This is a genomic window from Rudanella lutea DSM 19387 (assembly GCF_000383955.1).
GTDB classification, from domain to species: domain Bacteria; phylum Bacteroidota; class Bacteroidia; order Cytophagales; family Spirosomataceae; genus Rudanella; species Rudanella lutea.
In genome coordinates this window covers 3,791,813-3,814,537 of record NZ_KB913013.1, presented here as the reverse complement: position 1 = coordinate 3,814,537, position 22,725 = coordinate 3,791,813, and the positions used below count along the sequence as shown (strand labels likewise).

General features: G+C 52.7%; 25 protein-coding genes. 7 read left to right on the top strand and 18 right to left on the bottom strand.

Going from position 1 to position 22,725, the window contains the following annotated elements; all coding sequences use genetic code 11:
• Positions 1–20: 20 nt before the first annotated feature.
• The 5 genes from leuC to RUDLU_RS0115775 all read right to left on the bottom strand — a co-directional run bounded on the left by leuC (position 21) and on the right by RUDLU_RS0115775 (position 5,284).
• The gene (gene leuC / locus RUDLU_RS0115795) at positions 21–1,421 is read right to left on the bottom strand and encodes a 3-isopropylmalate dehydratase large subunit (RefSeq protein WP_019989376.1); all 1,401 of its coding nucleotides are present in this window, start codon (positions 1,419–1,421) and stop codon (positions 21–23) included.
• A gap of 207 nt (positions 1,422–1,628) precedes the next feature.
• A complete protein-coding gene (locus RUDLU_RS30165) occupies positions 1,629–2,144 on the bottom strand; it encodes a DUF2059 domain-containing protein (protein ID WP_019989375.1) in 516 nt (171 codons plus the stop codon).
• 171 nt (positions 2,145–2,315) lie between these two features.
• Positions 2,316–3,083 carry an N-acetylmuramoyl-L-alanine amidase gene (locus RUDLU_RS0115785; protein WP_019989374.1) on the bottom strand — a complete coding sequence of 256 codons (768 nt, stop codon included), beginning with the start codon at positions 3,081–3,083 and terminating at the stop codon, positions 2,316–2,318.
• 32 nt (positions 3,084–3,115) lie between these two features.
• Complete coding sequence (locus RUDLU_RS0115780; RefSeq protein WP_019989373.1) at positions 3,116–4,717, bottom strand: DUF7133 domain-containing protein; 1,602 nt, start codon at positions 4,715–4,717, stop codon at positions 3,116–3,118.
• A 27-nt stretch (positions 4,718–4,744) separates the two neighbouring features.
• The gene (locus RUDLU_RS0115775; protein ID WP_019989372.1) at positions 4,745–5,284 is read right to left on the bottom strand and encodes a cupin domain-containing protein; all 540 of its coding nucleotides are present in this window, start codon (positions 5,282–5,284) and stop codon (positions 4,745–4,747) included.
• Between the two features lie 451 nt (positions 5,285–5,735).
• On the opposite strand from RUDLU_RS0115775, the gene RUDLU_RS0115770 reads away from it, so the two are divergent.
• Positions 5,736–6,200 (top strand): nucleotidyltransferase, encoded by a 465-nt coding sequence (locus RUDLU_RS0115770; protein ID WP_019989371.1) that lies wholly within the window; start codon positions 5,736–5,738, stop codon positions 6,198–6,200.
• Here the strand turns inward: RUDLU_RS0115770 and RUDLU_RS0115765 are convergent.
• On the bottom strand, positions 6,190–6,708 hold the full coding sequence (locus RUDLU_RS0115765; protein WP_019989370.1) for a GNAT family N-acetyltransferase: 519 nt from the start codon (positions 6,706–6,708) through the stop codon (positions 6,190–6,192). The two genes, RUDLU_RS0115770 and RUDLU_RS0115765, sit on opposite strands and share 11 nt — an antisense overlap.
• 12 nt (positions 6,709–6,720) lie before the next feature.
• Complete coding sequence (locus RUDLU_RS0115760) at positions 6,721–7,176, bottom strand: lipocalin-like domain-containing protein (RefSeq protein ID WP_019989369.1); 456 nt, start codon at positions 7,174–7,176, stop codon at positions 6,721–6,723.
• A gap of 93 nt (positions 7,177–7,269) precedes the next feature.
• On the opposite strand from RUDLU_RS0115760, the gene RUDLU_RS0115755 reads away from it, so the two are divergent.
• Positions 7,270–8,064, top strand: coding sequence for a DUF4386 domain-containing protein (locus RUDLU_RS0115755; RefSeq protein WP_019989368.1), 795 nt, complete (start codon positions 7,270–7,272; stop codon positions 8,062–8,064).
• A gap of 25 nt (positions 8,065–8,089) precedes the next feature.
• Here the strand turns inward: RUDLU_RS0115755 and RUDLU_RS0115750 are convergent, their stop codons facing one another.
• Positions 8,090–8,668, bottom strand: coding sequence for a Crp/Fnr family transcriptional regulator (locus RUDLU_RS0115750; protein WP_019989367.1), 579 nt, complete (start codon positions 8,666–8,668; stop codon positions 8,090–8,092).
• A gap of 24 nt (positions 8,669–8,692) precedes the next feature.
• Positions 8,693–9,568 carry a response regulator transcription factor gene (locus RUDLU_RS0115745; RefSeq protein ID WP_027303111.1) on the bottom strand — a complete coding sequence of 292 codons (876 nt, stop codon included), beginning with the start codon at positions 9,566–9,568 and terminating at the stop codon, positions 8,693–8,695.
• Here RUDLU_RS0115745 and RUDLU_RS0115740 point away from each other — a divergent pair.
• Positions 9,546–10,094 carry a GxxExxY protein gene (locus RUDLU_RS0115740; protein ID WP_019989365.1) on the top strand — a complete coding sequence of 183 codons (549 nt, stop codon included), beginning with the start codon at positions 9,546–9,548 and terminating at the stop codon, positions 10,092–10,094. The genes RUDLU_RS0115745 and RUDLU_RS0115740 overlap by 23 nt on opposite strands.
• Positions 10,095–10,235: 141 nt before the next feature.
• On the opposite strand, the gene ilvA is transcribed toward RUDLU_RS0115740, so the two are convergent.
• The 9 genes from ilvA to ilvD form a co-directional block, all read right to left on the bottom strand.
• A complete protein-coding gene (ilvA, locus tag RUDLU_RS0115735) occupies positions 10,236–11,498 on the bottom strand; it encodes a threonine ammonia-lyase (protein WP_019989364.1) in 1,263 nt (420 codons plus the stop codon).
• Between the two features lie 147 nt (positions 11,499–11,645).
• Entirely contained in the window at positions 11,646–12,284 is a 639-nt protein-coding gene (locus RUDLU_RS0115730; protein ID WP_019989363.1) for a hypothetical protein, read from the bottom strand.
• Between the two features lie 268 nt (positions 12,285–12,552).
• Positions 12,553–13,596, bottom strand: a complete 1,044-nt coding sequence (gene ilvC / locus RUDLU_RS0115725) for a ketol-acid reductoisomerase (protein WP_019989362.1) — start codon at positions 13,594–13,596, stop codon at positions 12,553–12,555.
• 51 nt (positions 13,597–13,647) lie between these two features.
• Positions 13,648–14,187 (bottom strand): acetolactate synthase small subunit, encoded by a 540-nt coding sequence (gene ilvN, locus RUDLU_RS0115720; protein WP_019989361.1) that lies wholly within the window; start codon positions 14,185–14,187, stop codon positions 13,648–13,650.
• A gap of 14 nt (positions 14,188–14,201) precedes the next feature.
• Complete coding sequence (gene ilvB / locus RUDLU_RS0115715) at positions 14,202–15,944, bottom strand: biosynthetic-type acetolactate synthase large subunit (protein ID WP_019989360.1); 1,743 nt, start codon at positions 15,942–15,944, stop codon at positions 14,202–14,204.
• Between the two features lie 21 nt (positions 15,945–15,965).
• Positions 15,966–16,193, bottom strand: a complete 228-nt coding sequence (locus tag RUDLU_RS30160) for a HepT-like ribonuclease domain-containing protein (protein WP_019989359.1) — start codon at positions 16,191–16,193, stop codon at positions 15,966–15,968.
• Between the two features lie 128 nt (positions 16,194–16,321).
• A complete protein-coding gene (locus RUDLU_RS0115705) occupies positions 16,322–16,606 on the bottom strand; it encodes a nucleotidyltransferase family protein (RefSeq protein WP_019989357.1) in 285 nt (94 codons plus the stop codon).
• Between the two features lie 14 nt (positions 16,607–16,620).
• Complete coding sequence (locus tag RUDLU_RS0115700) at positions 16,621–17,229, bottom strand: O-methyltransferase (protein WP_019989356.1); 609 nt, start codon at positions 17,227–17,229, stop codon at positions 16,621–16,623.
• Between the two features lie 14 nt (positions 17,230–17,243).
• A complete protein-coding gene (ilvD, locus tag RUDLU_RS0115695; protein WP_027303109.1) occupies positions 17,244–18,944 on the bottom strand; it encodes a dihydroxy-acid dehydratase in 1,701 nt (566 codons plus the stop codon).
• 180 nt (positions 18,945–19,124) lie between these two features.
• On the opposite strand from ilvD, the gene RUDLU_RS0115690 reads away from it, so the two are divergent.
• The 4 genes from RUDLU_RS0115690 to RUDLU_RS0115675 all read left to right on the top strand — a co-directional run bounded on the left by RUDLU_RS0115690 (position 19,125) and on the right by RUDLU_RS0115675 (position 22,291).
• Positions 19,125–19,847, top strand: coding sequence for a S24 family peptidase (locus RUDLU_RS0115690; RefSeq protein ID WP_019989354.1), 723 nt, complete (start codon positions 19,125–19,127; stop codon positions 19,845–19,847).
• Positions 19,848–20,061: 214 nt separating this feature from the next.
• The gene (locus tag RUDLU_RS0115685; RefSeq protein WP_019989353.1) at positions 20,062–21,195 is read left to right on the top strand and encodes a sensor histidine kinase; all 1,134 of its coding nucleotides are present in this window, start codon (positions 20,062–20,064) and stop codon (positions 21,193–21,195) included.
• A complete protein-coding gene (locus tag RUDLU_RS0115680) occupies positions 21,179–21,901 on the top strand; it encodes an RluA family pseudouridine synthase (protein ID WP_019989352.1) in 723 nt (240 codons plus the stop codon). Before RUDLU_RS0115685 ends, RUDLU_RS0115680 begins: the two co-directional genes overlap by 17 nt.
• Positions 21,902–21,991: 90 nt before the next feature.
• Positions 21,992–22,291 (top strand): Dabb family protein, encoded by a 300-nt coding sequence (locus tag RUDLU_RS0115675; RefSeq protein ID WP_019989351.1) that lies wholly within the window; start codon positions 21,992–21,994, stop codon positions 22,289–22,291.
• Positions 22,292–22,725: the final 434 nt, after the last annotated feature.

The following is a 22,725-nucleotide window of genomic DNA, read 5'->3' as shown; positions in this document are numbered from 1 at the left end:
CACAAACTAAAAACCGTAAACTATATAAATTCCCGTGGGTCAGTAACCTTGCCGGTTACGGCGGCTGCGGCTGCTACAAGCGGGCTGGCCAACAGGGTGCGGGCACCGGGGCCCTGACGCCCTTCGAAGTTGCGGTTTGAGGTCGATACGGCGTACTTGCCGGCCGGGATTTTGTCTTCGTTCATGGCCAAACAAGCCGAGCAGCCGGGCTGACGAAGCTGAAAACCGGCTTCCGACAGAATGTCGAGAATACCTTCTTCCTTAATCTGAGCCTCAACAATATGCGAACCCGGCACGAGCCAGGCCGTTACGTTGTCGGCTTTTTTGCGGCCCTTTACGATAGACGCAAACGCCCGGAAGTCTTCGATACGGCCGTTGGTGCAGCTGCCGAGGAACACAAAATCGACGGGTTTGCCCAGCATCGAATCGTTTTCGGCAAAGCCCATGTATTGCAGTGATTTTTTGTAGCTGGCTGCGCCATCTTTTACGGCTTCGGCCAGCGGAATCTGGCGAGTTACGCCCGTACCAAGGCCGGGGTTGGTGCCATACGTGATCTGAGGCTCAATGTCGGCCGCATCGAACGTGAGGTCCACGTCGAATTCGGCACCGTCGTCGGTTTTGAGCGATTCGAAATACGGTACAAGCTTGTCCCAGGCCTCGCCCTGCGGAGCCAGCTCGCGGCCTTTCAGGTAGTCCAGCGTGGTTTGGTCGGGGGCTACCATACCGCCCCGTGCACCCATCTCGATGCTCATGTTACATACCGTCATGCGGCCTTCCATGGTCATGTTCCGGAACACATCGCCTGCATACTCGACAAAGTAACCCGTGGCTCCACTGGCCGAAATCTGCGAAATAATGTACAGAATAACGTCTTTGGGCAGAACGCCTTTGCCTACGGTGCCATTGACCGAAATCCGCATTTTTTTCGGCTTCGGCTGCATGATACACTGGGTTGCCAGCACCATTTCGACCTCCGAGGTGCCGATACCAAACGCAATAGCTCCGAAAGCTCCGTGCGTGCTGGTGTGCGAGTCGCCACAAACGATGGTCATACCGGGCAGGGTGATCCCGTTTTCTGGGCCTACCACATGCACGATCCCGTTTTTCTGGTGGCCCAGCCCCCAGTGCGAGATGTTGTATTTTTTAGCGTTACGCTCCAGAGCCGCCAACTGATTGGCCGACAGCGGATCGGCTACGGGCAGGTGCTGGTTGATGGTGGGCGTATTGTGGTCGGCCGTAGCAAAGGTGCGGCCCGAAAACAGGACACCCGCGCCCCGTCCTTCGAGGCCCAGGAAAGCAACCGGGCTGGTTACTTCGTGAATAAAATGACGGTCGATGAACAACACATCGGGCCCATCTTCGACGTGCCGGATGACGTGGGCATCCCAGACTTTATCGAACAAGGTTTTGGGGGTACTCATAACAGAGAGGACATTAAGTGTTCGTTACGCAATGCGGGCGTACGTCGGCTTTAGCTATCCTGTGCGTTACCTGAGCACTCAGGAGCCGGCGCCCGCAAACTCTGCAACAAATGTGCGTGTTTCGGTACGATCTGGCATCCCGTTGTTCGTCCAGTAAATAGCGATTTTAGTCCAAACGATAGTTTTGTACGTAAAACAATATAAAGGTTATTTTTTGAATTGCTGTTCGAGCTCACGTTTCGACTCGTCCATAAACTCTTTCACTATTTTCATCACCTCGGGCTGATACTTTGTCATGGTTCTCGTCATGATGTCTTTGGTAATTTCCGGGAGCTTACTGACAAATTTCTGACCAGCAGGCGTCCGATAGAATACACAAAAGGCGTCAATCTCCTCCATCGTGAAGTGCTGATCGTAGATTTCAACCATATCTTCATTTAGCATCTTCAGGCTATTTGCTTTCGTGATCGTTATCATTTTCTGCATGAACGTATCCCGTCTCCGAATCATTGACGAGTCCACTTTCACGCGCGTGCTATCCAGGAATGAATTTGATAAACTTTTGTAGGCGGCTATTGAGGCATCCATTTGCTTCAAAATCAACGAATCTTGCTTCATGAGCGTGAACAAATACTTTATCCGGGCTCTCTTCTCCGAATTTTGAGCATTTGCAGGCAGAGAAAAACAGAACAGACTAACGGCGATATACAGTATTACTTTCATTTCAAGTATGTGGTTTCTTTCAAATGTAATCACTAAAACCTAAGTTGTATTATCTATTTTGATGACTTTCCTGTACGGCATTTCGATTCGTCAGCCATCGTTTTGCCCGTTGCAGCAGTGTTGCCGTTCTCGCATCGCTCAATAGATGGTGAGATGAAACGAGAGCTGTTCTTATTTCAACCCTTTTATTACCCGCTCCCATTCGAAGGCCGGGCCAATATCCAGCTTGTCAGGGCGGAAATTGGCATGGGTCAGAATACCACTGAACCCGTTGATTCGGCTCTCGGTAAGCAAACTATACCGTTCGGGTTCGGGCAGGAAAGCGCGTTTGATATTGTACTTGCGCGTCAGGTAGCGCAGTAGCACAATTAAACTATCGTACTGCTTCGAGGTAAACGTAGCAAAGTAACTTTTGCCCCGGAAAGGCGTTTTGAGGGCCTTGAAATGGGCCGTGTCGGTCAGGCTACAGTAGATGTCGTCGGAGTTATTGTCGGAGCAAAGGTTGTTGCCGATCTTATTCAGGAAACCAATGTTTGAGATTTCGATAGCAATTGTCCGCTTGCTCATGGCGGTATTGCCACCGACTGCGCCCGGCCCGAGGTGGTACGACCAGTATTTCGACGACCACAGGTTCAGGATACGCCCGTCGCGGGCAATGACAAACGGCACCGATATTTCCTGCGATGGTGCCGTGAGCGAGGCTATGTCTCCTTTCAGATAGCCCGCTGTGTAATGTAGTACAATGTTGGTCTTGGTTATTTCCTCGTCGAAAAAGAACGACGTATCCCCGTTTTCGCGCCCGCACCGGATATACGTCAGCTTTCCCGACTCACCCGGAATAGGCACGGTAGTGGGCGTCAGGATATGCTTACGGCCCATACTATCGAGGCCCGTGTCGAAAAAGGATTGTTCGTAGGTAGTGAGGCTTGCGGGTTTCATGCGTGCAAGTTAGGCCAATTCGCCCGCAGGCTCTACAGGCTCACGACGTAATCCAGCAATTGATCAATTTCGTGTTGAGGGCGGTTTTTCAAGAGGTTTTCGTACATGAGCGACTTGGTTTCGTCGGTTGTTTGCGCAATCTCGCTCCGGGAAATTTTGACCACCTGATTGCCCACCAGCATGAGCGAAATCTGCTTCGCGTCGGCGTAAACCACTCGGCCCAGAAGCACCTGACCATCTTTTTTGGTAATTCGGGAGCCCGCCATACCCGGCTTAATCACCCGCGAAGGGTGCAGAATTTCGCCCAGAATATCCTCGCGCGATAGTTGCTTACCAATGCCTTTCAGATTCGGCCCGAGCAATTCGGTGGTGCCGTCGACCTGATGACAGGCCAGGCAAGCGTATTCGGCAAACAGCTGCCGGCCGGCCTCGCGCGAGCTAACCGACGCCAACGGGCGGTTGCCGTTGCGGACTTTGGCCGGTTGGCCCGCCAAGGCCGGGTCGTATTCGAGCTTGTAAAAACTCCCAGACTTAGGCTGGGTCGAATTGTACCAGTAGTCGGCTACGCCATGATTGGCCAGATACAAGGCCCCGTTGCGGCCAAAAGCCAGGGCTGAGAGTTTGGGGACATCGGCAACGATCTGCTCGCGGAAGCTATACCGCCCATCGGCTGCGCGAATGATCGACACCCGGCTCACAGCCCCCCGGGTCCAGCGTTCGCCGGGGCCGTAGAATGCCACAAACAGATCGCCGGCCGTACCACCAAACGGATTATCAGGCCGGTTGAAAATGATGCCCGAGGGCGCCACTTCGGTTTCGAGCGAGTAGGCCGGCCCCTGCACTGTTTCGGCCGTTTTGTACTTGGCTTTGTTGTGGCCGTAAAAACCCTCTTTCACCAGCAGATTGAGCTCTTCGGTTGGGTTGCCACCGCCCGCGTTGTCAGTAAAAAACAAGTCGCCGTGTTCATTGAACGCCATACCGTACACCGATCGGATGCCGGTTGCCACTTTGGAAACCTGCTTGCCATCGGGCGAAATCCGCAGAATAGCGCCCCGGTACTGGTTAGGATCGGGCGAGGCTCCGGCATTCCACGAATCGGTGGTGAGGGCGCAGTACAACCAGCCATCGGGGCTCACAGTAAGGCCCGCCGTCCATTCGTACGGGTGCCGACTGTAGGGAATATCCTTGAAAACGGTCCAGTTTTTATCGGCTTTACCGTCGTTATTTGTATCCAGAAATGCCCGAATCTCCTGGCTCGTCCCGATAAAAACGGTATCGCCTTTATGGGCAAACCCTGCCGGTGATTGCAGCCCCAGGGCCGTAACGTTGCAGTACAGGACAGCCTCATCTTCGAGTCCGTCGCCGTCGGAGTCACGCAGGCGGTACACCTCACCACTTTTGTTGGCGGCAAACAATTGGCCGCGCGGACCCAGAGCCAGCTGGACGGGGTTCAGAATCCGGACGCCCTTCGTGATGGGCAGTTTGGTCAGGCGGTACGGGCCATAGACCGCCACCGTTGTATCGGCATTCGTACGAGAGTCGGGTTTGAAACCCGCCCAGCGGTAGGCCGACAGACCGAAAGCGGTCAGGCACACGCCCAGAACAAGCCATAACGGAGTAATTTTCGTCTTCATAAAAGGTGGTAAAGCGGTCGATTTTTTTCAATAGTCCAGCCCAATCAGGTTTCCCACAAAACCCAGAACGCGGACAGCGGCATCGGGCGGGTTGCGGGCGATGATGTCATTTCGGTACCGGTTCATCAGCACCCCCATATACAGCATTGTTTTGGGGTTCATCGAAAATTCGGTTTGCCGGTTATTCGTCACCTTGTCCAGCACTTTGCTCACATCTTCGAAGTATTCCTCCATCCGCAGGGCGGGCTGATGCGCATTCAGCACTTTCACCGTTTGGTCCGTCGGGTTCCGAAACGTGTGGGAAACACCGGCGGGCACCATCAGCTTGTCGCCTTCGCGGGCAACGATCCATTTGTCTTTGACATAGAACTCCATCTCACCTTCGAGCACCTCGTACGTTTCGATGGCGTTCGGGTGAATATGCAACAGCGGGTCTTTCATGTTGCAACCGGGCAAGAGTTCCCAGTGAAGGTCGAGCGACTTTCCGTTGGTATCGGCCCGCGTTTGCAGCACCGTGAATACCATACCCAGCGGGGTGAGGTCCAGAATTTGGTTGGCCGTTGCCATGGCTTTTACCTATTACGTGTTGGTGATTAGGTTTACAGGAGTCGGCCCGGTCTATACGCATCATGCCGGGCATTTCCATGGCAAACAAATTGCAAAAACACACGCAACTATAAAAGAACTATTTATTAATCAGGCGCTTACCGAACAATAAATATACACTTAGGCTACTTATAGTTAATCAGGCAGAAGGATTTTGTTAGTGCTACCATTCCTATTCCGTACAAAATAAAGTACTTATCTTTGTTTATGTCCTTTCGATTAGACCGTACTGCTTTCCATGCAGGAACACACGAGCAAACGGAGCAATACCATGCCGTCTGCCAACCGGCTACTTATGCAGAACGGTTGCGCGCAGCCGCTTATCTGAACAGTATTGCGTTTCTCTACTCTATAGAGCACCCACCCCGCCTGGATAGACAGGCGTTTTCGGCTCGATCACATTCGCACCAGCATGGCCAATCTGTTCAATGACGATTTTCAGGACTTTTTACGAGCTCTTCACCAATGTGATGTGCGCTATGTGCTCGTAGGAGGTTACTCGGTAATTCTACACGGGTATAGCCGAACTACGGGTGATATGGATATTTGGGTGGATAAGACACCCGAAAACTACGAACGCCTATGTCATGCGTTTTCTGTTTTCGGAATGCCCACCTTTGATATGACAGCAGAGAATTTTCTACACAACCCTGCTTTTGACGTTTTCACTTTCGGACGTCAACCTGTTGCCATTGATGTTATTACAAGTATCAAAGGCTTAACCTTTACCGAGACCTACGAGGAAGCAACAAATGTAGAGATAGAAGGAATTCCGATCAGGCTCATTCAATACCATCATCTAGTGCGTGCGAAACAGGCAGCTGGTCGCCCGCGCGATCAAAATGATCTAGATAATCTCCGGCGTGTTAACGAGTAGCCGAAAGACCAAACAGCAGCAGGGTATCGTCGCCTTCGCGGGTCAGCTCAGATTCGAGCGTGAAGCCCAGTCGTTTCAGCAACCCAACCGAAGGCACATTGGTCGGTAGCGTGATGGCCTGAAGTTTGGGTAGCCCAAGCTCACCGAACCCAACAACCAGGGCTTGCCGGGCCACCTCATAGGCATACCCCTGCCCGACGAAAGCCGGCAGTAAGGCATAGCCAATATCGGGGTGTTCGAGATAATCGCGTTGCAGAAAGCCACACAGGCCAATGGGCTCCCCGGTTTCTTTGAGCGTAACCCGCCCCAGCCCAAAACCGAAGCGTTCGTAGTTTTTCAACGGCCCCTGCCGCAGGTACTCTTCGGCCTGTTGCTCCGTGCGCACGTTACGGTCGCCGATGTATTGGAGCCAACCGGGTGTGTTGAGTAGTTCGACGATAAACGGGCTATCGGCGAGGGTCAGCGATTCGAGTCGCAAGCGCTCCGTTTCGAATACCAGACGGTTCATGGAATCAGGAGGCTATTGCTTTACCCGCACGTATTCTTCCGTGTTCAACCGGTCGATGCCCGCGCTTTCGATCTTTTCGACGCCCCGCTGCACCAGCGTATCGTTTTTAATCCGAATGGTGAAGGCAAAATCGTGTCCTTCCCAATTGCGGTCGTTGCAGTACTCCAGGTGCTCAGTATAGAGACTATCGCGCAGCTCGTAGCGCCCTCCCCCAGCGGCAAACGCAACCGAGGTGTCTTTGTCTCGGCCGTGTTGCAAAAAGGCAAAATGTGAGCCGTTGATCACCTTGATAAACGATGTTTTGCCGGTGTAGTCGGTCACGGTAGTGTCGCCTTTTTCGATCAGCGTAGCCCGGAAAAGCTGCCACGTGCCTTCGAGCGCCGGGCTGGAGGTCTGTGCTCCATCGGGCTCACGGCCACAGGAGAGTAGCAGAATAGACAAAGAAGCCAGTTGAAACAGTGCTTTCATAATTGGTAGCCGATAGTGGTTTTGGCGGTACATTGTTGAGACGCCACCCGCCCCATAAACCGCCCGATTTGGTGTACTTACTCATTAGGGCCCATGAAACGTTGGGGGTTGCGTTTCTTACCCAACATCAATGCACGGGCCCGGCGGCTGACCCAACTTTGCAACCAGTTTTCGTTGTTACCCCCAACCATTATGCTCCGTATCACGCCCCGTTCCTTAGCTTTATTGGCCGGATGGTCTATTGTGTTGATGGCCCTTCTGGCCGGATTTGCCCACGGCTACGTATTCAGTAGCCTGTTTGTACCAGGCAACGCGCCCGTTACCGTTCATCAGCTACGCCTGTCCGAAACACTTTTCCGGGCCGGCATTCTCGCTTTCTGGGTCGTTTTGCTTTGCGATGTTGTGGTGTCGGGCGCGCTGTACCTCTTTCTTAAACCCGTCCACCAGCGGCTTGCGTTATGGAGTAGCGGCTTGCGGCTGGTGTACACGGCCATGCTCGGAGCCGCGCTCATGCACCTGACCGCCATTGTACCCCTTCTCCATGCCCAAACGCCGACGGCCGAGGTACCGGGCGAGCCGATACTGCGTCTATTCGGGCAGTTTAGCCTAGGTTGGTCGGCCGGGCTGATTGTGTTCGGGGCGCACCTGTTGGCATTGGGGGTGCTGGTTTACCGGGCTCGGTTTGTGCCCCCGGTTTGGGGTTGGTTGCTGGGGCTGGCGGGAATCTGCTACCTCAGCACGAACGTGGCGAATCTGCTTTGGGATGATTACCCTACCCACAAGGCAACCGTCGAAGGTATTCTGAGCCTGCCCATGATTGTGGGCGAACTGGGCTTTGGGATCTGGCTGCTGGTACGAGGAGGCAAACCGAAGCCAACGCAGGCATAGCCAACCGTTTCGGGCGCCGGAACCGCTACGCTTTAGTCAATAACCGTTTGCGGATTCGGCTCAGCGACTCGGGCGTAACCCCCAGATAACTCGCGATTTGATGCTGAGGTACGCGTTGTAACAGACCCGGCCGATGCTCTTGCAGATGCCTGTACCGTTCTTCGGGCGAGAGGGTCGTAAAGGTGGCAAACTCGTCCTGCATCTGCCCGAGGTTTTGTTCCATCATATCCCGCGTGATGGCTACCAACTTCGGAAACTGGTTGTACATGGCCTGCTCCTGATTCGGGCTCCCCTCAATCAGCAGGCAGTCTTCGGTACAAACCATGTAGAACCTCGACGGTACCTGGTTGGCGTAGCTGTTGAAATCGACAACGGCCTGCTCTTCGGTGAAGAACGCGGTGGTTTTTTCCATACCGTCCAGCAACCGGTACTGCCGTACACAGCCTTTCAGCACAAAGTAACACGCCTGGGCCACCTCGCCTTCGCGCAGCAGATAGCTCCCTTTTCTGACCACGCGCACGGGTATTTGCCGGGCGATTTCGGCCGCTTCGGCCGGGGTGAGTAGGCCAAACTTTGACACAAAGTCCAGCAGTTCTGTTTGCATACGTTTGGCGGTTTGCCCCAACGGTTACCCTACCCGCTTGGGCGTGGCTCCGTACTGTTGCTTGTAGGCTTTGATAAAGTGCGACACGCTTTCGTACCCGATCTCCATACTGACCTCCGACACGTTTTTGGTTGTGTTGCGCAGGAGAAAATGCGCGTGTTCGAGCCGTTTCTGGCGCATCCATTGCCCCGGCGATGTGTGAAAATGGCTTTCGAAATCACGCTTGAACGTCGACAGGCTCCGCCCCGACAACCGGGCCAGTTCACTCATCGACAACGGCTTGAGCAGGTACGCATTCATTAGGTAATCGAGGTCGGTTTTCTGGCCCTGGTAAATATCGAGCAAGATACCACGCAGTTGGCCGGTAGTGTCGAGTTCGAGCAGATGAATCAGCAATTCCTGGTATTTGAGCCGCAGCAACTCGTTCAGGTACGGCGTATCGGCCCCAAAATACGGCAACAGCGACTGAATAAACGTGGTAAACGCCGGTGAAGAAGCCAATGATAAAATAGCCTCGCCCGGCAAGGGGCGCTCCGACGAGGAGGCAAACGACGACTGAAATACCGGGAGGTGCTGACTCACAAACTCCTTGAGTAGCTTCTCGTTGACGAAAAACACCAGGCTTTTGTAGTTGGTGTCGATGGATTCGTTCATGGAGTAGCAGCCGCGCTGAAAAAACAGAATCTGCCCTTTGTGCACGTGTAGCTCCTGCGTGGGCGAGCTGAATTTTTTTTCGCCCTCCAGCACCACAATCACGGCATGCTCTTCAAAAAAGACTTCGTTCCGTTCGGGGTACACGTCGCTCCGGTACGCCACAAACGTCATCTCGGTGGCATCGGGCCGCCGGATACGTAAGGTCTCAAACTGACTCGGCTGAATGGATGACGGAACGCGAAGCATATTTTTCGACAGGATTTACTTTTTTGACAGGATTTACAGGATGGGCAGGATTTTGTCTTGTGAGAAGGTTTCGACAGGATTACAGGATGGACAGGATTTTTTTGTACACCAGGAGTTACTTTTGGACTCTTATCGCTTTATTTCATTCTATATGATTCATAAAGAACTTACTGAATTGGTTATAGGGGCTGCTTTCACTGTTCATAATACATTGGGTCCGGGCTTTTTGGAAAAAGTGTATGAAAACGCGTTGGTGGTCGAATTGCAACAACTCGGACTGTTCGTAGAAGCCCAAGTGCCTATTCCGGTTACATATAAGGGCGTTCCTGTGGGCGATTTTGTGGCTGACCTGTTTGTTGAATCCTGCCTTCTGATTGAGTTGAAAGCCGTGGAGCAGATTCACCCAAAACACGAAGCCCAGCTTGTGAACTACCTCACCGCAACGGGTATTGACATCGGACTACTAATTAATTTCGGGTCAAGTGTAAGCGTAAAACGCAAATACCGCGTCCGTTCATCCACATAGCATACTAGATCCTGTCCATCCTGTAATCCTGTCAAAACCTTCTCAATCAACATACAAAACAAAATCTTGCCCATCCTGTAACCCTGTCAAAACCTTCACGCAAGACAAAATCCTGCCCATCCTGTAATCCTGTCGAAAAATTTAAATCAAAAACTGGAACAAATCCGGTTGGTCATTGAGGTATTCAAACACGATGTTCTGCGCCTGCATCCGCTGGAGCAATGGCTCAAAATCGTCGCGGTGTTTCAGTTCGATACCCACTACGGCCGGCCCCATTTCGCGATTGGTCTTTTTGGCATACTCGAACCGGGTAATATCGTCGGAGGGGCCAAGCACATTCAGAAAATCGCGGAAGGCCCCAGCCCGCTGCGGAAACCGGATAATGAAGTAGTGTTTGAGCCCTTCGTATAGGAGTGACCGTTCCTTAATTTCTTCGGTGCGGGTGATGTCGTTGTTGCCGCCCCCCACCAGACACACCACGTTTTTGCCCCGGATTTCGTCTTTCACCAAATCGAGCGCGGCAATAGACAGCGCCCCGGCTGGCTCGGCCACAATAGCCTCTTCGTTGTAAAGTTGCAGAATGGTCGTGCACACTTTGCCCTCGGGCACCAGCACCACCCGGTCGAGATTCTGGCGGCAGATTTGGAACGTAATATCGCCCACGCGTTTCACGGCCGCCCCGTCGACAAACTTGTCGATATGGTCGAGGGCGACGACATGGCCCTGTTCCAGTGAGACTTTCATAGAAGGCGACCCCAGCGGCTCCACACCGATGAGCCTGGTTTTGGGGCTCAACTGCCGAAACACCGTCGACACGCCGGCCGCCAACCCGCCCCCGCCGATAGCCATGAGGACGTAATCGATTTTGAAGTTGGCGTCTTTGAAGATTTCGAGCCCTACGGTGCCTTGTCCCTCCATCACGAGCACATCGTCGAACGGGTGCACAAACGTACTGTCGTGGGTTTGCACGTACTGGTTAGCGGCCGCGTAGGCATCGTCGTAGGTATCGCCAATCAGCTCCACATCTACAAATGCCTTCCCGAACAGCTTCACCTGCTTTACCTTCTGGTTGGGCGTAGTGGTAGGCATGAAAATAATGCCTTTGACACCCATTTTGCGGCACGCATACGCTACGCCCTGCGCGTGGTTGCCCGCACTGGCGCACACCACCCCCTTGGCCAGCGACTCGTTGGGGAGGGCCGCCATCTTGTTGTACGCACCCCGGATTTTGTACGACCGAACCACCTGAAGGTCTTCGCGCTTGAGAAAGATATTGGCCCCGTACCGGTCCGACAGGTTCAGGTTTTCCTGCAACGGCGTATGGGTAGCCACGCCCCGGAGCCGGTCGGCCGCGAGGTAAATATTGTCCAGATCAGGGAGCGGTTGATTATTGGAATCGATCACAGCGAGAAGTCAGCGCAGAGCCTTCGTTGAATGAAGTGCTAATTTCTCAATTTCTGGTCAGAATGTGCTTACCTAAGCAACGGAAAACGGCCAGACGTTCAGGTTGCATTGCGGATCTCGCTTACCACTATTGCCCCCTATCAGCGATTAGCGGTTGGGCACGTTTATGGTTTGGTGGTCAGACTGGTTTTGCTGAAAGTCTTCGGGACTCGTGCCATATTCGATTGCCAAAACAAACAGCATAAAACAAAGAAATGAAACCTTCTGCATCACAGCCAGCAACCCCCAATCGCCTGTCCCATATAGGTACAAAGTGAAGTAAAAGATAAGCAGGCTCCCAATGCAAAAAACCTTTAACCAATAAAGTCTTGTCCTTAAAACAGAGACCGTGATATAAAACAGTCCAAGCATGTTCAGTGTACTCGAAACCGTCACCATGATATCATGCCAGGCTGTTGCAATGAGAAAAGTAAAAAGCATGTTTATAATGCCAATATGTTTTAAAACCATCGCCGAATGCTTTTGAGGTATTTTTCGTGAAGTATGAATAAAGAAAAGTAAATAACCGATGGAGTTGAAGACCATACCGGCTAATGCCCAAATTCTGGCTGGGTTTATGTCTCCATTGAGTGCTCTGGCTAAAAACAAATTGCTGAAAAAGTTCTTCGACCAGTCAAACCCAACCGACGTTTTGTCAAGGATTGAGCCGCCTGGATAAAGCAGGGTGGCAATCACCAGCAAAAGCACAGAGATAATTACACACAGCAAAACTGAATACCTACGCATCGTTATGTAAATTTATTTATTATGCGTCCTTTGCATGAACGGTTGCAGTGGCCGCAGACGTTAACCGGCCTGCCGCTGTACGGGCATTTATAATAAGGAGAGGTATTCATGTAACAGACTCTTGTTACCCTTACAGTACCTCTATATTTTCTGTCGTTTCCAAAGTTAGTTAAGTACTGCCTTGTTTATCTGCTGTATGCCTAACAAAAAGGGTAGTAACCGGCTCTTAACCAGCTACTACCCAATCAACGATACCTTATAAAACGGCTTAGTTCCGCTCGGGGCGCAGGTTGCGCACGGCGGCACCAGCCTGCCACATTTCAGAGTCGCGCAGTTCGGCCAGTTCAACTTCCAGCTTCTCGCGGTAGTCGGGCTGCGAGTTGCGGGTGATGCTGATTTCGGCCTGCTCCTGCGATTTTACCGAGTTGTAGAGTTGCTCAAATACAGGCTTGGTGGCGTCGCGGAATGGCTTCCACCAGTCGAGGGCACCGCGCTGGGCCGTGGTCGAGCAGTTGGCGTACATCCAGTCCATGCCGTTTTCGGCCACGAGCGGCATCAGCGACTGCGTCAGCTCTTCCACCGTTTCGTTGAAGGCTTCCGAGGGGCTGTGGCCGTTGGCCCGCAACACTTCGTACTGAGCGGCAAAAATACCCTGAATAGCGCCCATCAGGGTGCCCCGCTCGCCGGTCAGGTCCGACGTTACTTCGCGATAGAAATCCGTTTCGAACAGGTAGCCTGAGCCAACGCCGATACCCATAGCGATGCACTTTTCGCGGGCTTTGCCGCTCGCATCCTGGTAAATGGCGAAGCTTGAGTTGAGGCCTTTACCTTCTACAAACAACCGGCGCAGCGACGTACCCGATCCTTTGGGAGCCACCAGAAACACGTCGACATCGGCCGGCGGCACAATGCCCGTTTTCTCTTTGTACGTCACCCCGAATCCGTGCGAGAAGTACAGCGACTTGCCGGGTTTGAGGGCCGCTTTTACCGTAGGCCACAATTCAATCTGAGCGGCATCTGACAGCAGGAAGCAAATGATGGTGCCCCGCTCCAGCGCTTCGTCAATTTCAAACAGCGTTTCGCCCGGTACCCAGCCATCAGCCACGGCTTTGTCGTACGTTTTGCCCTTCCGCTGACCAACGATCACGTTGAAGCCATTGTCGCGCATGTTGAGCGACTGACCGGGACCCTGTACCCCATAACCGATTACGGCGATGGTTTCGTCTTTCAGGGTTTCGAGGGCTTTCTCGAGCGGAAATTCTTCACGGGTAACAACGTTCTCAACGACTCCGCCAAAATTAATCTGTGCCATTCTGGTAATTGTATGTAAGTAAAAGGTAAAAAACAGGGGTTATTCGGGGCTTCAGGCCATGTAGTACGCCCACTCAGCCTCGGGCAGGTATTCCACGAGGCCTTTCTCGGTTTTGCCAACGGCCACTCGGCCCGAGCGAACAAATTCCAACATTTCGTGCTGCTGCCGCAGGTATTCGAAGAAGGCAAAAATCTCCTGCTCGCTACCAGTTTTCTCAATCACCACGTAATCGAGGCCCCAGTACACCACCCACGCTTTGTGCTGCTTATTGACCGTCTCTACATCAAGGGGCTTGGCACCGAGGGGCGTTGCCACCTTAAAGAGAGCAATTTCGTTGTACACGATCTCATCGTTGAGGTACCCGAACACGGCCAGTACCTCCACAATTTTGCGAATCTGGCGAACCAGCTTCTCGACTTCCTCCCGCGATTCGTGTTTGATCACAATCGTGAACCGCGATACGCCCATCCGCTCGGTTTCCGATACGGTCAGGCTTTCGATATTGATGCGCCGACGGGTGAAGATGATCGTGATGCGGTTTAGCAACCCAATCGTGTTCGACGTGAAGACGCATATGGTGTATGTGGTCATGCTCAGTTTTGGGTTTATTCTAACCGGATCTGCGAAACACTGGCACCGGCCGGAACCATCGGAAACACGTTTTCTTCTTTCTCAACGATTACCTCAAGCAGATACGGCCCCTCGTGCGCCAGCATCTGATCGAGCGAGTCCGACAGTGTGGCCCGGTCTGAGCAGGTGTGCCCATCCATACCAAACCCGCGGGCGATGGTGATGAAATCGGGGTTCTGCAACTCCACAAACGAGTACCGGCGCTGGTGAAACAGCTGTTGCCACTGCCGTACCATCCCGAGGAAGTTATTGTTCAGAATGATGGCCTTAACCGGCTGTTTGTTCTGCACAATGGTACCCAGCTCCTGAAGGGTCATCTGGAAGCAGCCGTCGCCGATGATGGCTACCACCTGCCGGTCGGGAGCGCCTACCTGCGCACCAAAGGCTGCGGGCAGGGCAAAGCCCATTGTACCCATGCCACCCGACGTAACCAGGCTGTTGGGCCGCCGGAACTGGTAGTACCGCGAGGCCATCATCTGATGCTGCCCCACATCGGTCACGAGTACGGCCTCACCATTAGTTTTCTTCGAGAGCAGATCAATCACCTCGCCCATCTGAATTTTTTCGCTGACTCCCGATAGGCTGGGTACGGTGATTTTCTCGTTCTCAATCGCTTCGTATTTCCGAAACTCATTCCGCCATACGGTATGGTCGTTCGGGTTCACGAGCGGCATCAGGGCGTTCAGAGCCTCTTTGGCATCGCCCACAACCGGGGCGTGGGCCTTGATGATTTTATCGATCTCGGCCGGGTCAATTTCGATGTGCACCACCTTCGCCTGCTTGATAAACTTGCTGGCGTCGCCCGTCACCCGGTCATCGAACCGCATCCCGATAGCGATAATCACATCGGCCTGATCGGTCAGAACGTTGGAGCCGTAGTTACCGTGCATACCGAGCCAGCCCACGTACAGCGGGTGGTCGGTCGAGATGGTCGACTGCCCCAGCAGGGTTGTCGCTACCGGAATTCCGGTTTTCTCGGCAAAGGCTTTCAGTTCTTCCTCGGCCTTGGCGAGTTGCACGCCATGCCCCGCCAGAATATACGGGCGTTTGGCCTCGTTGATCAGTTTGGCAGCCGCTTCGACCTGATCGGGCTTGGGCACCAGCCGCGGCCGGTAGCTGATCATGCTCTGGCAACGCTCGTAGGTAAACGGCCGGGTCATGAGTTCCAGCTGGGCACTCTTGGTAATATCAATCAGTACCGGACCGGGCCGCCCCGACTGTGCAATGTAAAATGCTTTGGCCATCACCTCGGGCACCTCGTCGGCGCTCGTGATCTGGTAGTTCCACTTGGTAATGGGCATGGTCACGCCCATCACATCGGCTTCCTGAAACGCATCGGTACCGAGCAGCTTCTTGCCAACCTGCCCCACAATGCACACCAGCGGGGTAGAGTCGATGAGGGCGTCGGCGATGGCCGTGACGAGATTGGTAGCTCCCGGCCCCGACGTCACCAGACAAACGCCCGCCCGGCCCTGCATGCGGGCATAGCCCTGTGCCGCGTGGCCGGCGCCCTGCTCATGCCGAACCAGAATATGATTGATCTGATCCTGAAAGTCGTACAGGGCATCGTACACCGGCATAATGGCCCCGCCCGGATACCCGAAAATCGTATCAACGTTTTCGGCCAGCAGAGCACGCATGAGAGCTTCTGAGCCAGACATTAGCTTCATGGCTGCCGGCTCGGTTTCTATTTCAGGTAAGACGCTGACCGTTTCCATAGGGAGGTGCGTTTTAGTTTGTCAGGCTTTATCTTGTTCGCGTTCGAGCGCATCAAGAATGTGTTCAATCAAAATCAGTAATGGCGTGGCTTCCTCCGTGACTGTCAACCAGACAATCATTAAGTCAATATCAATGTATTGATGAATCAGCCTATCTCGCATACCAGCCATGTCTTTCCACGGAACTTCGGAGAATCGTTCACGTAGAGACGTTGACAGACGTTTGGTCGCTTCTCCAGCTATTTCCAACTGTCTAACTCAGGCATCCTGTGTTTTCGAGTCAGCCAGAAACTCGTCCAGAGTCATTCCTTCAGCGTACTCAAGCAGTTTCCTGAAGCTATTGGCAATATGCTCAAGATATATCCGGTCGTCTTTCATTACGAGAGAATTTTCAGGTCCTGAAAGACATATTGGCGCATCCGTTCATTCTTCAAAGCCCCTTCCGATACCAGATCAACCGGTATGTTGAGCAGTTCCGACATTTCTCGTTGCATCCGCACAAACGTCAGCAATGATACTGGCCGGGTCAGTTTCACTAAAATATCGAGGTCACTATCCGGCCGGTTTTCACCTCGTGCCCACGAGCCAAACACACCAACCCACTCCGGCTGGTAAGGCTGGAGATAACTTAGGATTTTGGTATTTTGGTCAGGCGTTATCATTGCGTTTGTTATGTTCAATTCAGTTTTGTTGTACTCGGGGCCGTTCCTTTTCGGGTCGCCACCAACAGCCCGGTCGACCAGGCCAGTTTCACCGTATGCAGGTCAGGGCGGCTTTCCAGGTCAGCCACCAGCTTGTCTACGTTCTGATCGTGTCCTTCGGGCCAGTTGGACTGCGGCAACATATCGTCGATCACATACATGCCTCCCTCAGCTAATAGCCCCAGTGCAGCATCCAGATGACTGTATTTGCCGGGCCAGGCATCCGCAAAAATCAAGTCGAACACCTGGTTTTTATTCGTTTCAAGCCAATTTCCGGCATCGGCACAAACCAGCGTCAGCCGCGTATCGTCGCCCAGAAACTCCTGCGCGATGGCCTGGTATTCCGGCTCATTATCAATCGAAACCAGGGTCGACTGGGCATCCATACCGGCCAACAGCCAGGCAGTTGCCAGCCCAGTTCCCGTACCAATTTCGAGCACTGCCGCGCCCGGTTTAGCCCCCACCATGGCTTTCAGAAAAGCACCCGTTTGGAGATCGGACGGCATCGAAAACCCAATTGCCTGTCCCGCCTGAGCAATTGGGTCAAATCCAGGAGGGATGTTGGCTACGGAATCGGAGAACATGAGAGGCCGTTTAGTTATGCTTCGTCGGTTACGCAGCCTTCGCTGGCGCTTTTCACGTTGCGGATATACTTACCCAATGTCCCTTTGGTAAAGCGAGGCTGGGGTTGTACCCAATGGCTCCGGCGCTCGGCCAGTTCCTCATCCGATACGTGCAGCGTCAGTTCCCGGCCTACGGCGTCGAGCGTAATCCGGTCGCCGTCTTTAACCAGAGCAATAGGGCCACCCTCAAACGCTTCGGGGGTTACGTGACCGACCACAAACCCGTGCGTACCGCCCGAGAAACGGCCGTCGGTAATCAAGGCAACCTTGTCGCCAAGGCCCGCACCCATAATCGCCGAGGTGGGCTTCAGCATCTCACTCATGCCGGGGCCACCTTTGGGGCCTGCATTGCGGATCACGATAACCTGACCCGGCAGAATCTCTCCTTTCGACAGGGCCACGATAATGTCGCCTTCCTGCTCAAATACTTTGGCGGTTCCTTCAAAACGCTCGCCTTCTTTGCCCGTAATCTTGGCTACTGAGCCGGTTGGAGCAAGGTTGCCGCGCAGAATCTGAATATGGCCCGTTTTCTTGATCGGCTGGGTCAGCGGGAATACAATCTTCTGGGCTTCAAAATCGAGGTCTGGAGCCTCAGCAAGGTTTTCAGCGACGGTTTTGCCCGTCACAGTCATACACTCGCCATGAATCATGCCCTGCTGGTAGAGATACTTCATCACGGCCGGCACACCGCCGATAGCGAGCATGTCTTCCATGTAATATTTACCGCTGGGCTTCAGGTCGGCCAAAAGTGGGGTCCGGTCGCTGATCGCCTGAATCTCGTCGAGCGAAAGGGTCAGGCCAGCCGCCCGGGCAATAGCCAGATAATGCAGTACAGCGTTGGTCGATCCCCCGAGAGCCATCACAATAGTCAGAGCGTTTTCGAGCGACTGCTTCGTAATAATATCGGCCGGGGTAATGTTCAGCTCCAGCAACCGGCGCATGGCCGCGCCAATTTTCTTACACTCTTCCTGCTTGCCCTCGTGCGTGGCGGGGTAGCTGCTGCTAAAAGGCAAACTTAGGCCCATCGCTTCGATGCTGCTGGCCATGGTGTTGGCCGTGTACATACCTCCGCAGGCACCAGCTCCCGGAATCGAGTTTTTAATAACGCCCTCGTAATCTTCGTCGGAGATATTCCCGGCGTATTTTTTGCCGAGTGCCTCAAACGCCGACACGATGTCGAGTTTTTGTCCTTTATAATGCCCCGACCGGATGGTACCGCCATACACCATGATGCCGGGGCGGTCGAGCCGGGCCATCGCCATTACGGCACCGGGCATGTTTTTATCACAACCCACCACGGTCACCACACCGTCGTACCATTGAGCCGCTACCACCGATTCGATAGAGTCGGCGATCAGGTCACGGCTGGGTAGCGAGTAACGCATCCCATCGTTGCCGTTGGTCATCCCGTCTGATACACCAATGGTATTAAAAATTAAACCCACCAGACCATTCGCCTGAATCCCCTGCTTCACGTAAACCGACAGGCCATTGAGGTGCATATTACACGTATTACCCTCGTAGCCGGTACTGGCAATGCCAATCTGGGGCTTCTGCATATCTTCCGACGTCAGGCCAACCCCATACAGCATGGCTTTAGCAGCTGGGTTGTCCATTTGTTGCGTCAGAATGCGACTGAATCGGTTAAGTTCGGTTTGTGGCGAGTCAGATGTCATGATATTTAGCGAAATTTCGCTCTTTGCGTAATCACGCTGTAAATTAACACTCTATTTTTTTTCGGCGCAACAACCGGTCCTTTTTATGGTGAAATTTCTGTTCTCTCCAAATGGTCGTAAATTTGATACTTGCTACCAGGCATTTGGGTAACCCGTTGACGCATTCACACCCGGCTATTCATGGATCAACTTCCAGACAAGCATCTTGATAACCAATCGATTCAGCACCGATTACGGCAGGTATTTGACCAGTTGGGGCTGACGATCTACCAGATTGCCAAAGACACATCGGAGAATCCATCTAAGTTTTACAACATTCTGAACGGTCGGGCCAAGCCCTCGTACGACACGATTCTGAACCTGCTGGTGCAGTACCCGCAAATTCGGGCCGATTATATTTTCAGGGGTGTAGAGCCTGTGCTGGATATAAATGGGCCTCCGCCCGTTGTGCGGGTGCCGGTGCCGCCCGCCGAACCCGATCAAATCGAGATTCCGTTTGTGCCCACCCGGTTCTACGCCAGCTTTGTCGAATCCATCAGCGACGGAATCCGGGAAGCCGATCTGGAAAGCTATCCTGTCAGCGCAGCTATAGCCCGGAAGTACCCACAAGCCATTGTACTGGAAATCGAAGGCAACAGCATGAGCCCGCAGTTGGTGAGCGGAGCCCGCGTAATGGCTACACCGGTAGCCGAAGGCGACTGGGTGTATCAGTCGGGCGGAGTGTATGCCGTGATGTACCGTGATTATCTGGTGGTGAAACGAATTCGGGAAAACAACCTGCTTACCCATCAGCAACTGACGCTGTACTCCGATCACCCTAATGGCGGCAGCGTCACCATCAGTGCCGACGACCTGCGGGGCCTCTGGAAAGTTGTACGGATTGTAGAAGCCCCGGTTGAATGAATAGTTTACGGTCTGTAGTTTTCAGTTATGACTTACGCACATAAGCCCCATTGTGAGCACTATGCCTGTCAACCGTAACGCATAAACTCTATACGAACTGAGTGAACGAACCATGTAAAATGCATAGTGAATAATTGTATTACCTACTGACAAACAACTATTTAATTATGCATTCTACATTGTTCATTATACATTTAATTCAGTCTGACTACTTATGTCATTAAGCCCCCGAATTATTGCCTTTCTGCTGGCAGTTCTGATTTCGGGCTTGACCGTTGCGTTTCTGAGCGTGGTAGACGGCGTCACCATCAACATGCTTTTTGTGGTGTCTGTATCGTCGTTTGTGGTTTCGTTTTTTCTGATTCTATACGCCGTTGAGCTGTTGGTGTACCGGGAAGTGAACAAAATGTACAAAACGATTCGGCGGCTCAAGCTTCGCGATTTCAACCTTTCCAACAAGACGATCATCAAAAACAACAACCCGTTTAAGAAACTCAACGATGAGATCTTTGTGTACGTGGCCAAAAAGCAGAAAGAGATTGATGAACTGAAGCGGCTCGAACAGTTTCGGCGGGAGTTTCTGGCCGATGTATCGCACGAACTGAAAACCCCCATTTTTGCTGCTCAGGGGTTTATTCATACCCTAATCGACGGGGCTGTCGACGATGAGTTTGTCCGCGACAAGTTTCTGGCCAAGGCCGCCCGCAGTCTCGACGGCCTCGATGCGCTGGTGAAAGATCTCGTGGCCTTATCGCAGCTCGAAACGGGTGAAATTCGGATGCACCTCGAACGCGTCGATATTTACCAGATCACCTTAGAGATTTTTGAGCAGCTCGAAAATATAGCCGAGGCCAAAGGCATTACCCTCCGTATTAAATCGAGTTTACAACGCTCTGACCTGATACGAGCAGACACACGAACGGACACAGCCCGACCGAACGCGGCCCGACCAAGCGTGGCCCGACCCGACGTACAGGGGCCTGTGTGGGTCATGGCCGACCCCCAGCGCATTACCCAGGTGATGACCAACCTGATTGAAAACGGTATTAAATACGGGAATGATGCCGGTAAGGTGGTCGTGAGTTTTGCCGACGACAAGAAGCATATTTCCATTTCAGTGCGCGACGACGGGCCGGGTATTGCCCCCGAGCACCTGAGCCGAATCTTCGAACGTTTCTACCGGGTCGAAAAAAGCCGGTCGAAAGAACGCGGAGGCACTGGTTTGGGTTTAGCCATTGTGAAGCATATTCTGAATGCCCACAAATCCAAGATTACGGTCATGAGCAAACCCGACAAGGGGACCATGTTCCGGTTTAAATTAGAGAAAGCGGTTGAAACTGAACTTTGAATCCCTCATCGTTTTTGAAAACGATGACTACATTCTGATCAATAAACCTCCTCATGTGGCCTCGCTCGACGAACGGACGCAGGACCGGGGCGGGGTTAGTATTTTGCGTCTGGCCAAAGAGTACCATGCCGATGCACAACTGGGCCACCGGCTCGACAAGGAAACGTCGGGGATTCTGGCCATTGCCAAAAACCCCGAAGCCTACCGGCATCTGGCCATGCAATTTGAGCACCGCGAAGTGGCCAAGCGGTACCATGCCGTAGTCAACGGTATCCATGACTTCGATGGGGTATCAGTGTACCTGCCCATTGCCCCCATTAAAGATGGCACCGCCGTACGGATTGACCGGGAAAAAGGCAAAATTGCCGAAACCATCTTCAATACGTTGCGGGCTTACGGGCATCATACCCTGGTGGAGTGTATGCCAATTACCGGACGTATGCACCAGATTCGGGTACACCTTATGTGTCTAAAGGCGCCCATCGTCAACGATCCAACCTACGGTGGCGCCCCGATTTACCTGTCTAAAATCAAGCGGAAGTTTAATCTCAAAAAAGACACCGAAGAGCAACCTCTGATTCAGCGGGTAGCCCTGCACGCGCACTCGCTCACCTTTGATCTGCTCAATGGTGAAACCGCAACCTTTGTGGCCCCATATCCTAAAGACTTCGATACGGTGGTGAAGCAATTGGAGAAAAATGCGTAATTCGGCGGCCGATTGGCTGCCGGTTGTTCATTAACAAGCACCGGCGCCTGCTTTCTGAATACATTGTTGGTTAAAGAATATCTTACTTTTATGTTCGTACACTCTGTTTACTTCTGGCTTCAGAACCCCCAAAATGAGGCTGACCGCGATGCCCTCAACGCCGGGCTGCAAACCCTCAAAACGATTGATGCCGTTTCGACCGTTTATGTAGGTCGCCCGGCCGAAACGCGCCGTCCGGTGATCGACCATAGCTACGATTTCGCCCTGACGCTCGTGTTTACCGACAAAGCCGCCCATGACGTGTATCAGGAGCACCCGACGCACCTGCAGTTTGTAGCCGACTGTAGCCACTTATGGAACCGGGTCCAGATTTATGATTCGGTTGAATAACCCAAACGCCCTATGATTACTACCCGTTTCATAGGGCGTTTTTCTTTTATAAACCTTTACCATAGTAGCCAACGTCAGAATCAAGGTAGATTTACTTTCCCTGTCCCGTCACGTATATTCCCCATAGATCCTGCTCAATCTGCTGCTCTGTGGTAAGCGAGCCTACATTTTAATACTTTATCGAGCAACTAACTATACAACGTTACTACTTATTAGCAATCAGTTTATTAACCAGGGCTTATCCGAGAGATTCTTTAGTGTATTATAAGTTATTGATTATCATTTTATTCTGAAACGTCTACTTATAAATTGACGCTAAACTCCCCAATTTGATACTGAGTAAACGACCGCTCCATTAATTGCGGCTTAAAGAGTAATACTCATGGAGTAGATAGAAAGTACGGCCCTCTTTATGGGAAAATGGCAAAAATTTA

Excerpts from the sequence above, each read along its gene's own strand:
- leuC (WP_019989376.1), bottom strand. The coding sequence starts at position 1,421 with ATGAGTACCCCCAAAACCTTGTTCGATAAAGTCTGGGATGCCCACGTC.
- RUDLU_RS30165 (WP_019989375.1), bottom strand. The coding sequence starts at position 2,144 with ATGAAAGTAATACTGTATATCGCCGTTAGTCTGTTCTGTTTTTCTCTG.
- RUDLU_RS0115785 (WP_019989374.1), bottom strand. The coding sequence starts at position 3,083 with ATGAAACCCGCAAGCCTCACTACCTACGAACAATCCTTTTTCGACACG.
- RUDLU_RS0115780 (WP_019989373.1), bottom strand. The coding sequence starts at position 4,717 with ATGAAGACGAAAATTACTCCGTTATGGCTTGTTCTGGGCGTGTGCCTG.
- RUDLU_RS0115775 (WP_019989372.1), bottom strand. The coding sequence starts at position 5,284 with ATGGCAACGGCCAACCAAATTCTGGACCTCACCCCGCTGGGTATGGTA.
- RUDLU_RS0115770 (WP_019989371.1), top strand. The coding sequence starts at position 5,736 with ATGGCCAATCTGTTCAATGACGATTTTCAGGACTTTTTACGAGCTCTT.
- RUDLU_RS0115765 (WP_019989370.1), bottom strand. The coding sequence starts at position 6,708 with ATGAACCGTCTGGTATTCGAAACGGAGCGCTTGCGACTCGAATCGCTG.
- RUDLU_RS0115760 (WP_019989369.1), bottom strand. The coding sequence starts at position 7,176 with ATGAAAGCACTGTTTCAACTGGCTTCTTTGTCTATTCTGCTACTCTCC.
- RUDLU_RS0115755 (WP_019989368.1), top strand. The coding sequence starts at position 7,270 with ATGAAACGTTGGGGGTTGCGTTTCTTACCCAACATCAATGCACGGGCC.
- RUDLU_RS0115750 (WP_019989367.1), bottom strand. The coding sequence starts at position 8,668 with ATGCAAACAGAACTGCTGGACTTTGTGTCAAAGTTTGGCCTACTCACC.
- RUDLU_RS0115740 (WP_019989365.1), top strand. The coding sequence starts at position 9,546 with ATGGATGACGGAACGCGAAGCATATTTTTCGACAGGATTTACTTTTTT.
- RUDLU_RS0115745 (WP_027303111.1), bottom strand. The coding sequence starts at position 9,568 with ATGCTTCGCGTTCCGTCATCCATTCAGCCGAGTCAGTTTGAGACCTTA.
- RUDLU_RS0115730 (WP_019989363.1), bottom strand. The coding sequence starts at position 12,284 with ATGCGTAGGTATTCAGTTTTGCTGTGTGTAATTATCTCTGTGCTTTTG.
- ilvC (WP_019989362.1), bottom strand. The coding sequence starts at position 13,596 with ATGGCACAGATTAATTTTGGCGGAGTCGTTGAGAACGTTGTTACCCGT.
- ilvN (WP_019989361.1), bottom strand. The coding sequence starts at position 14,187 with ATGACCACATACACCATATGCGTCTTCACGTCGAACACGATTGGGTTG.
- ilvB (WP_019989360.1), bottom strand. The coding sequence starts at position 15,944 with ATGGAAACGGTCAGCGTCTTACCTGAAATAGAAACCGAGCCGGCAGCC.
- RUDLU_RS0115705 (WP_019989357.1), bottom strand. The coding sequence starts at position 16,606 with ATGATAACGCCTGACCAAAATACCAAAATCCTAAGTTATCTCCAGCCT.
- RUDLU_RS0115700 (WP_019989356.1), bottom strand. The coding sequence starts at position 17,229 with ATGTTCTCCGATTCCGTAGCCAACATCCCTCCTGGATTTGACCCAATT.
- ilvD (WP_027303109.1), bottom strand. The coding sequence starts at position 18,944 with ATGACATCTGACTCGCCACAAACCGAACTTAACCGATTCAGTCGCATT.
- RUDLU_RS0115690 (WP_019989354.1), top strand. The coding sequence starts at position 19,125 with ATGGATCAACTTCCAGACAAGCATCTTGATAACCAATCGATTCAGCAC.
- RUDLU_RS0115685 (WP_019989353.1), top strand. The coding sequence starts at position 20,062 with ATGTCATTAAGCCCCCGAATTATTGCCTTTCTGCTGGCAGTTCTGATT.
- RUDLU_RS0115675 (WP_019989351.1), top strand. The coding sequence starts at position 21,992 with ATGTTCGTACACTCTGTTTACTTCTGGCTTCAGAACCCCCAAAATGAG.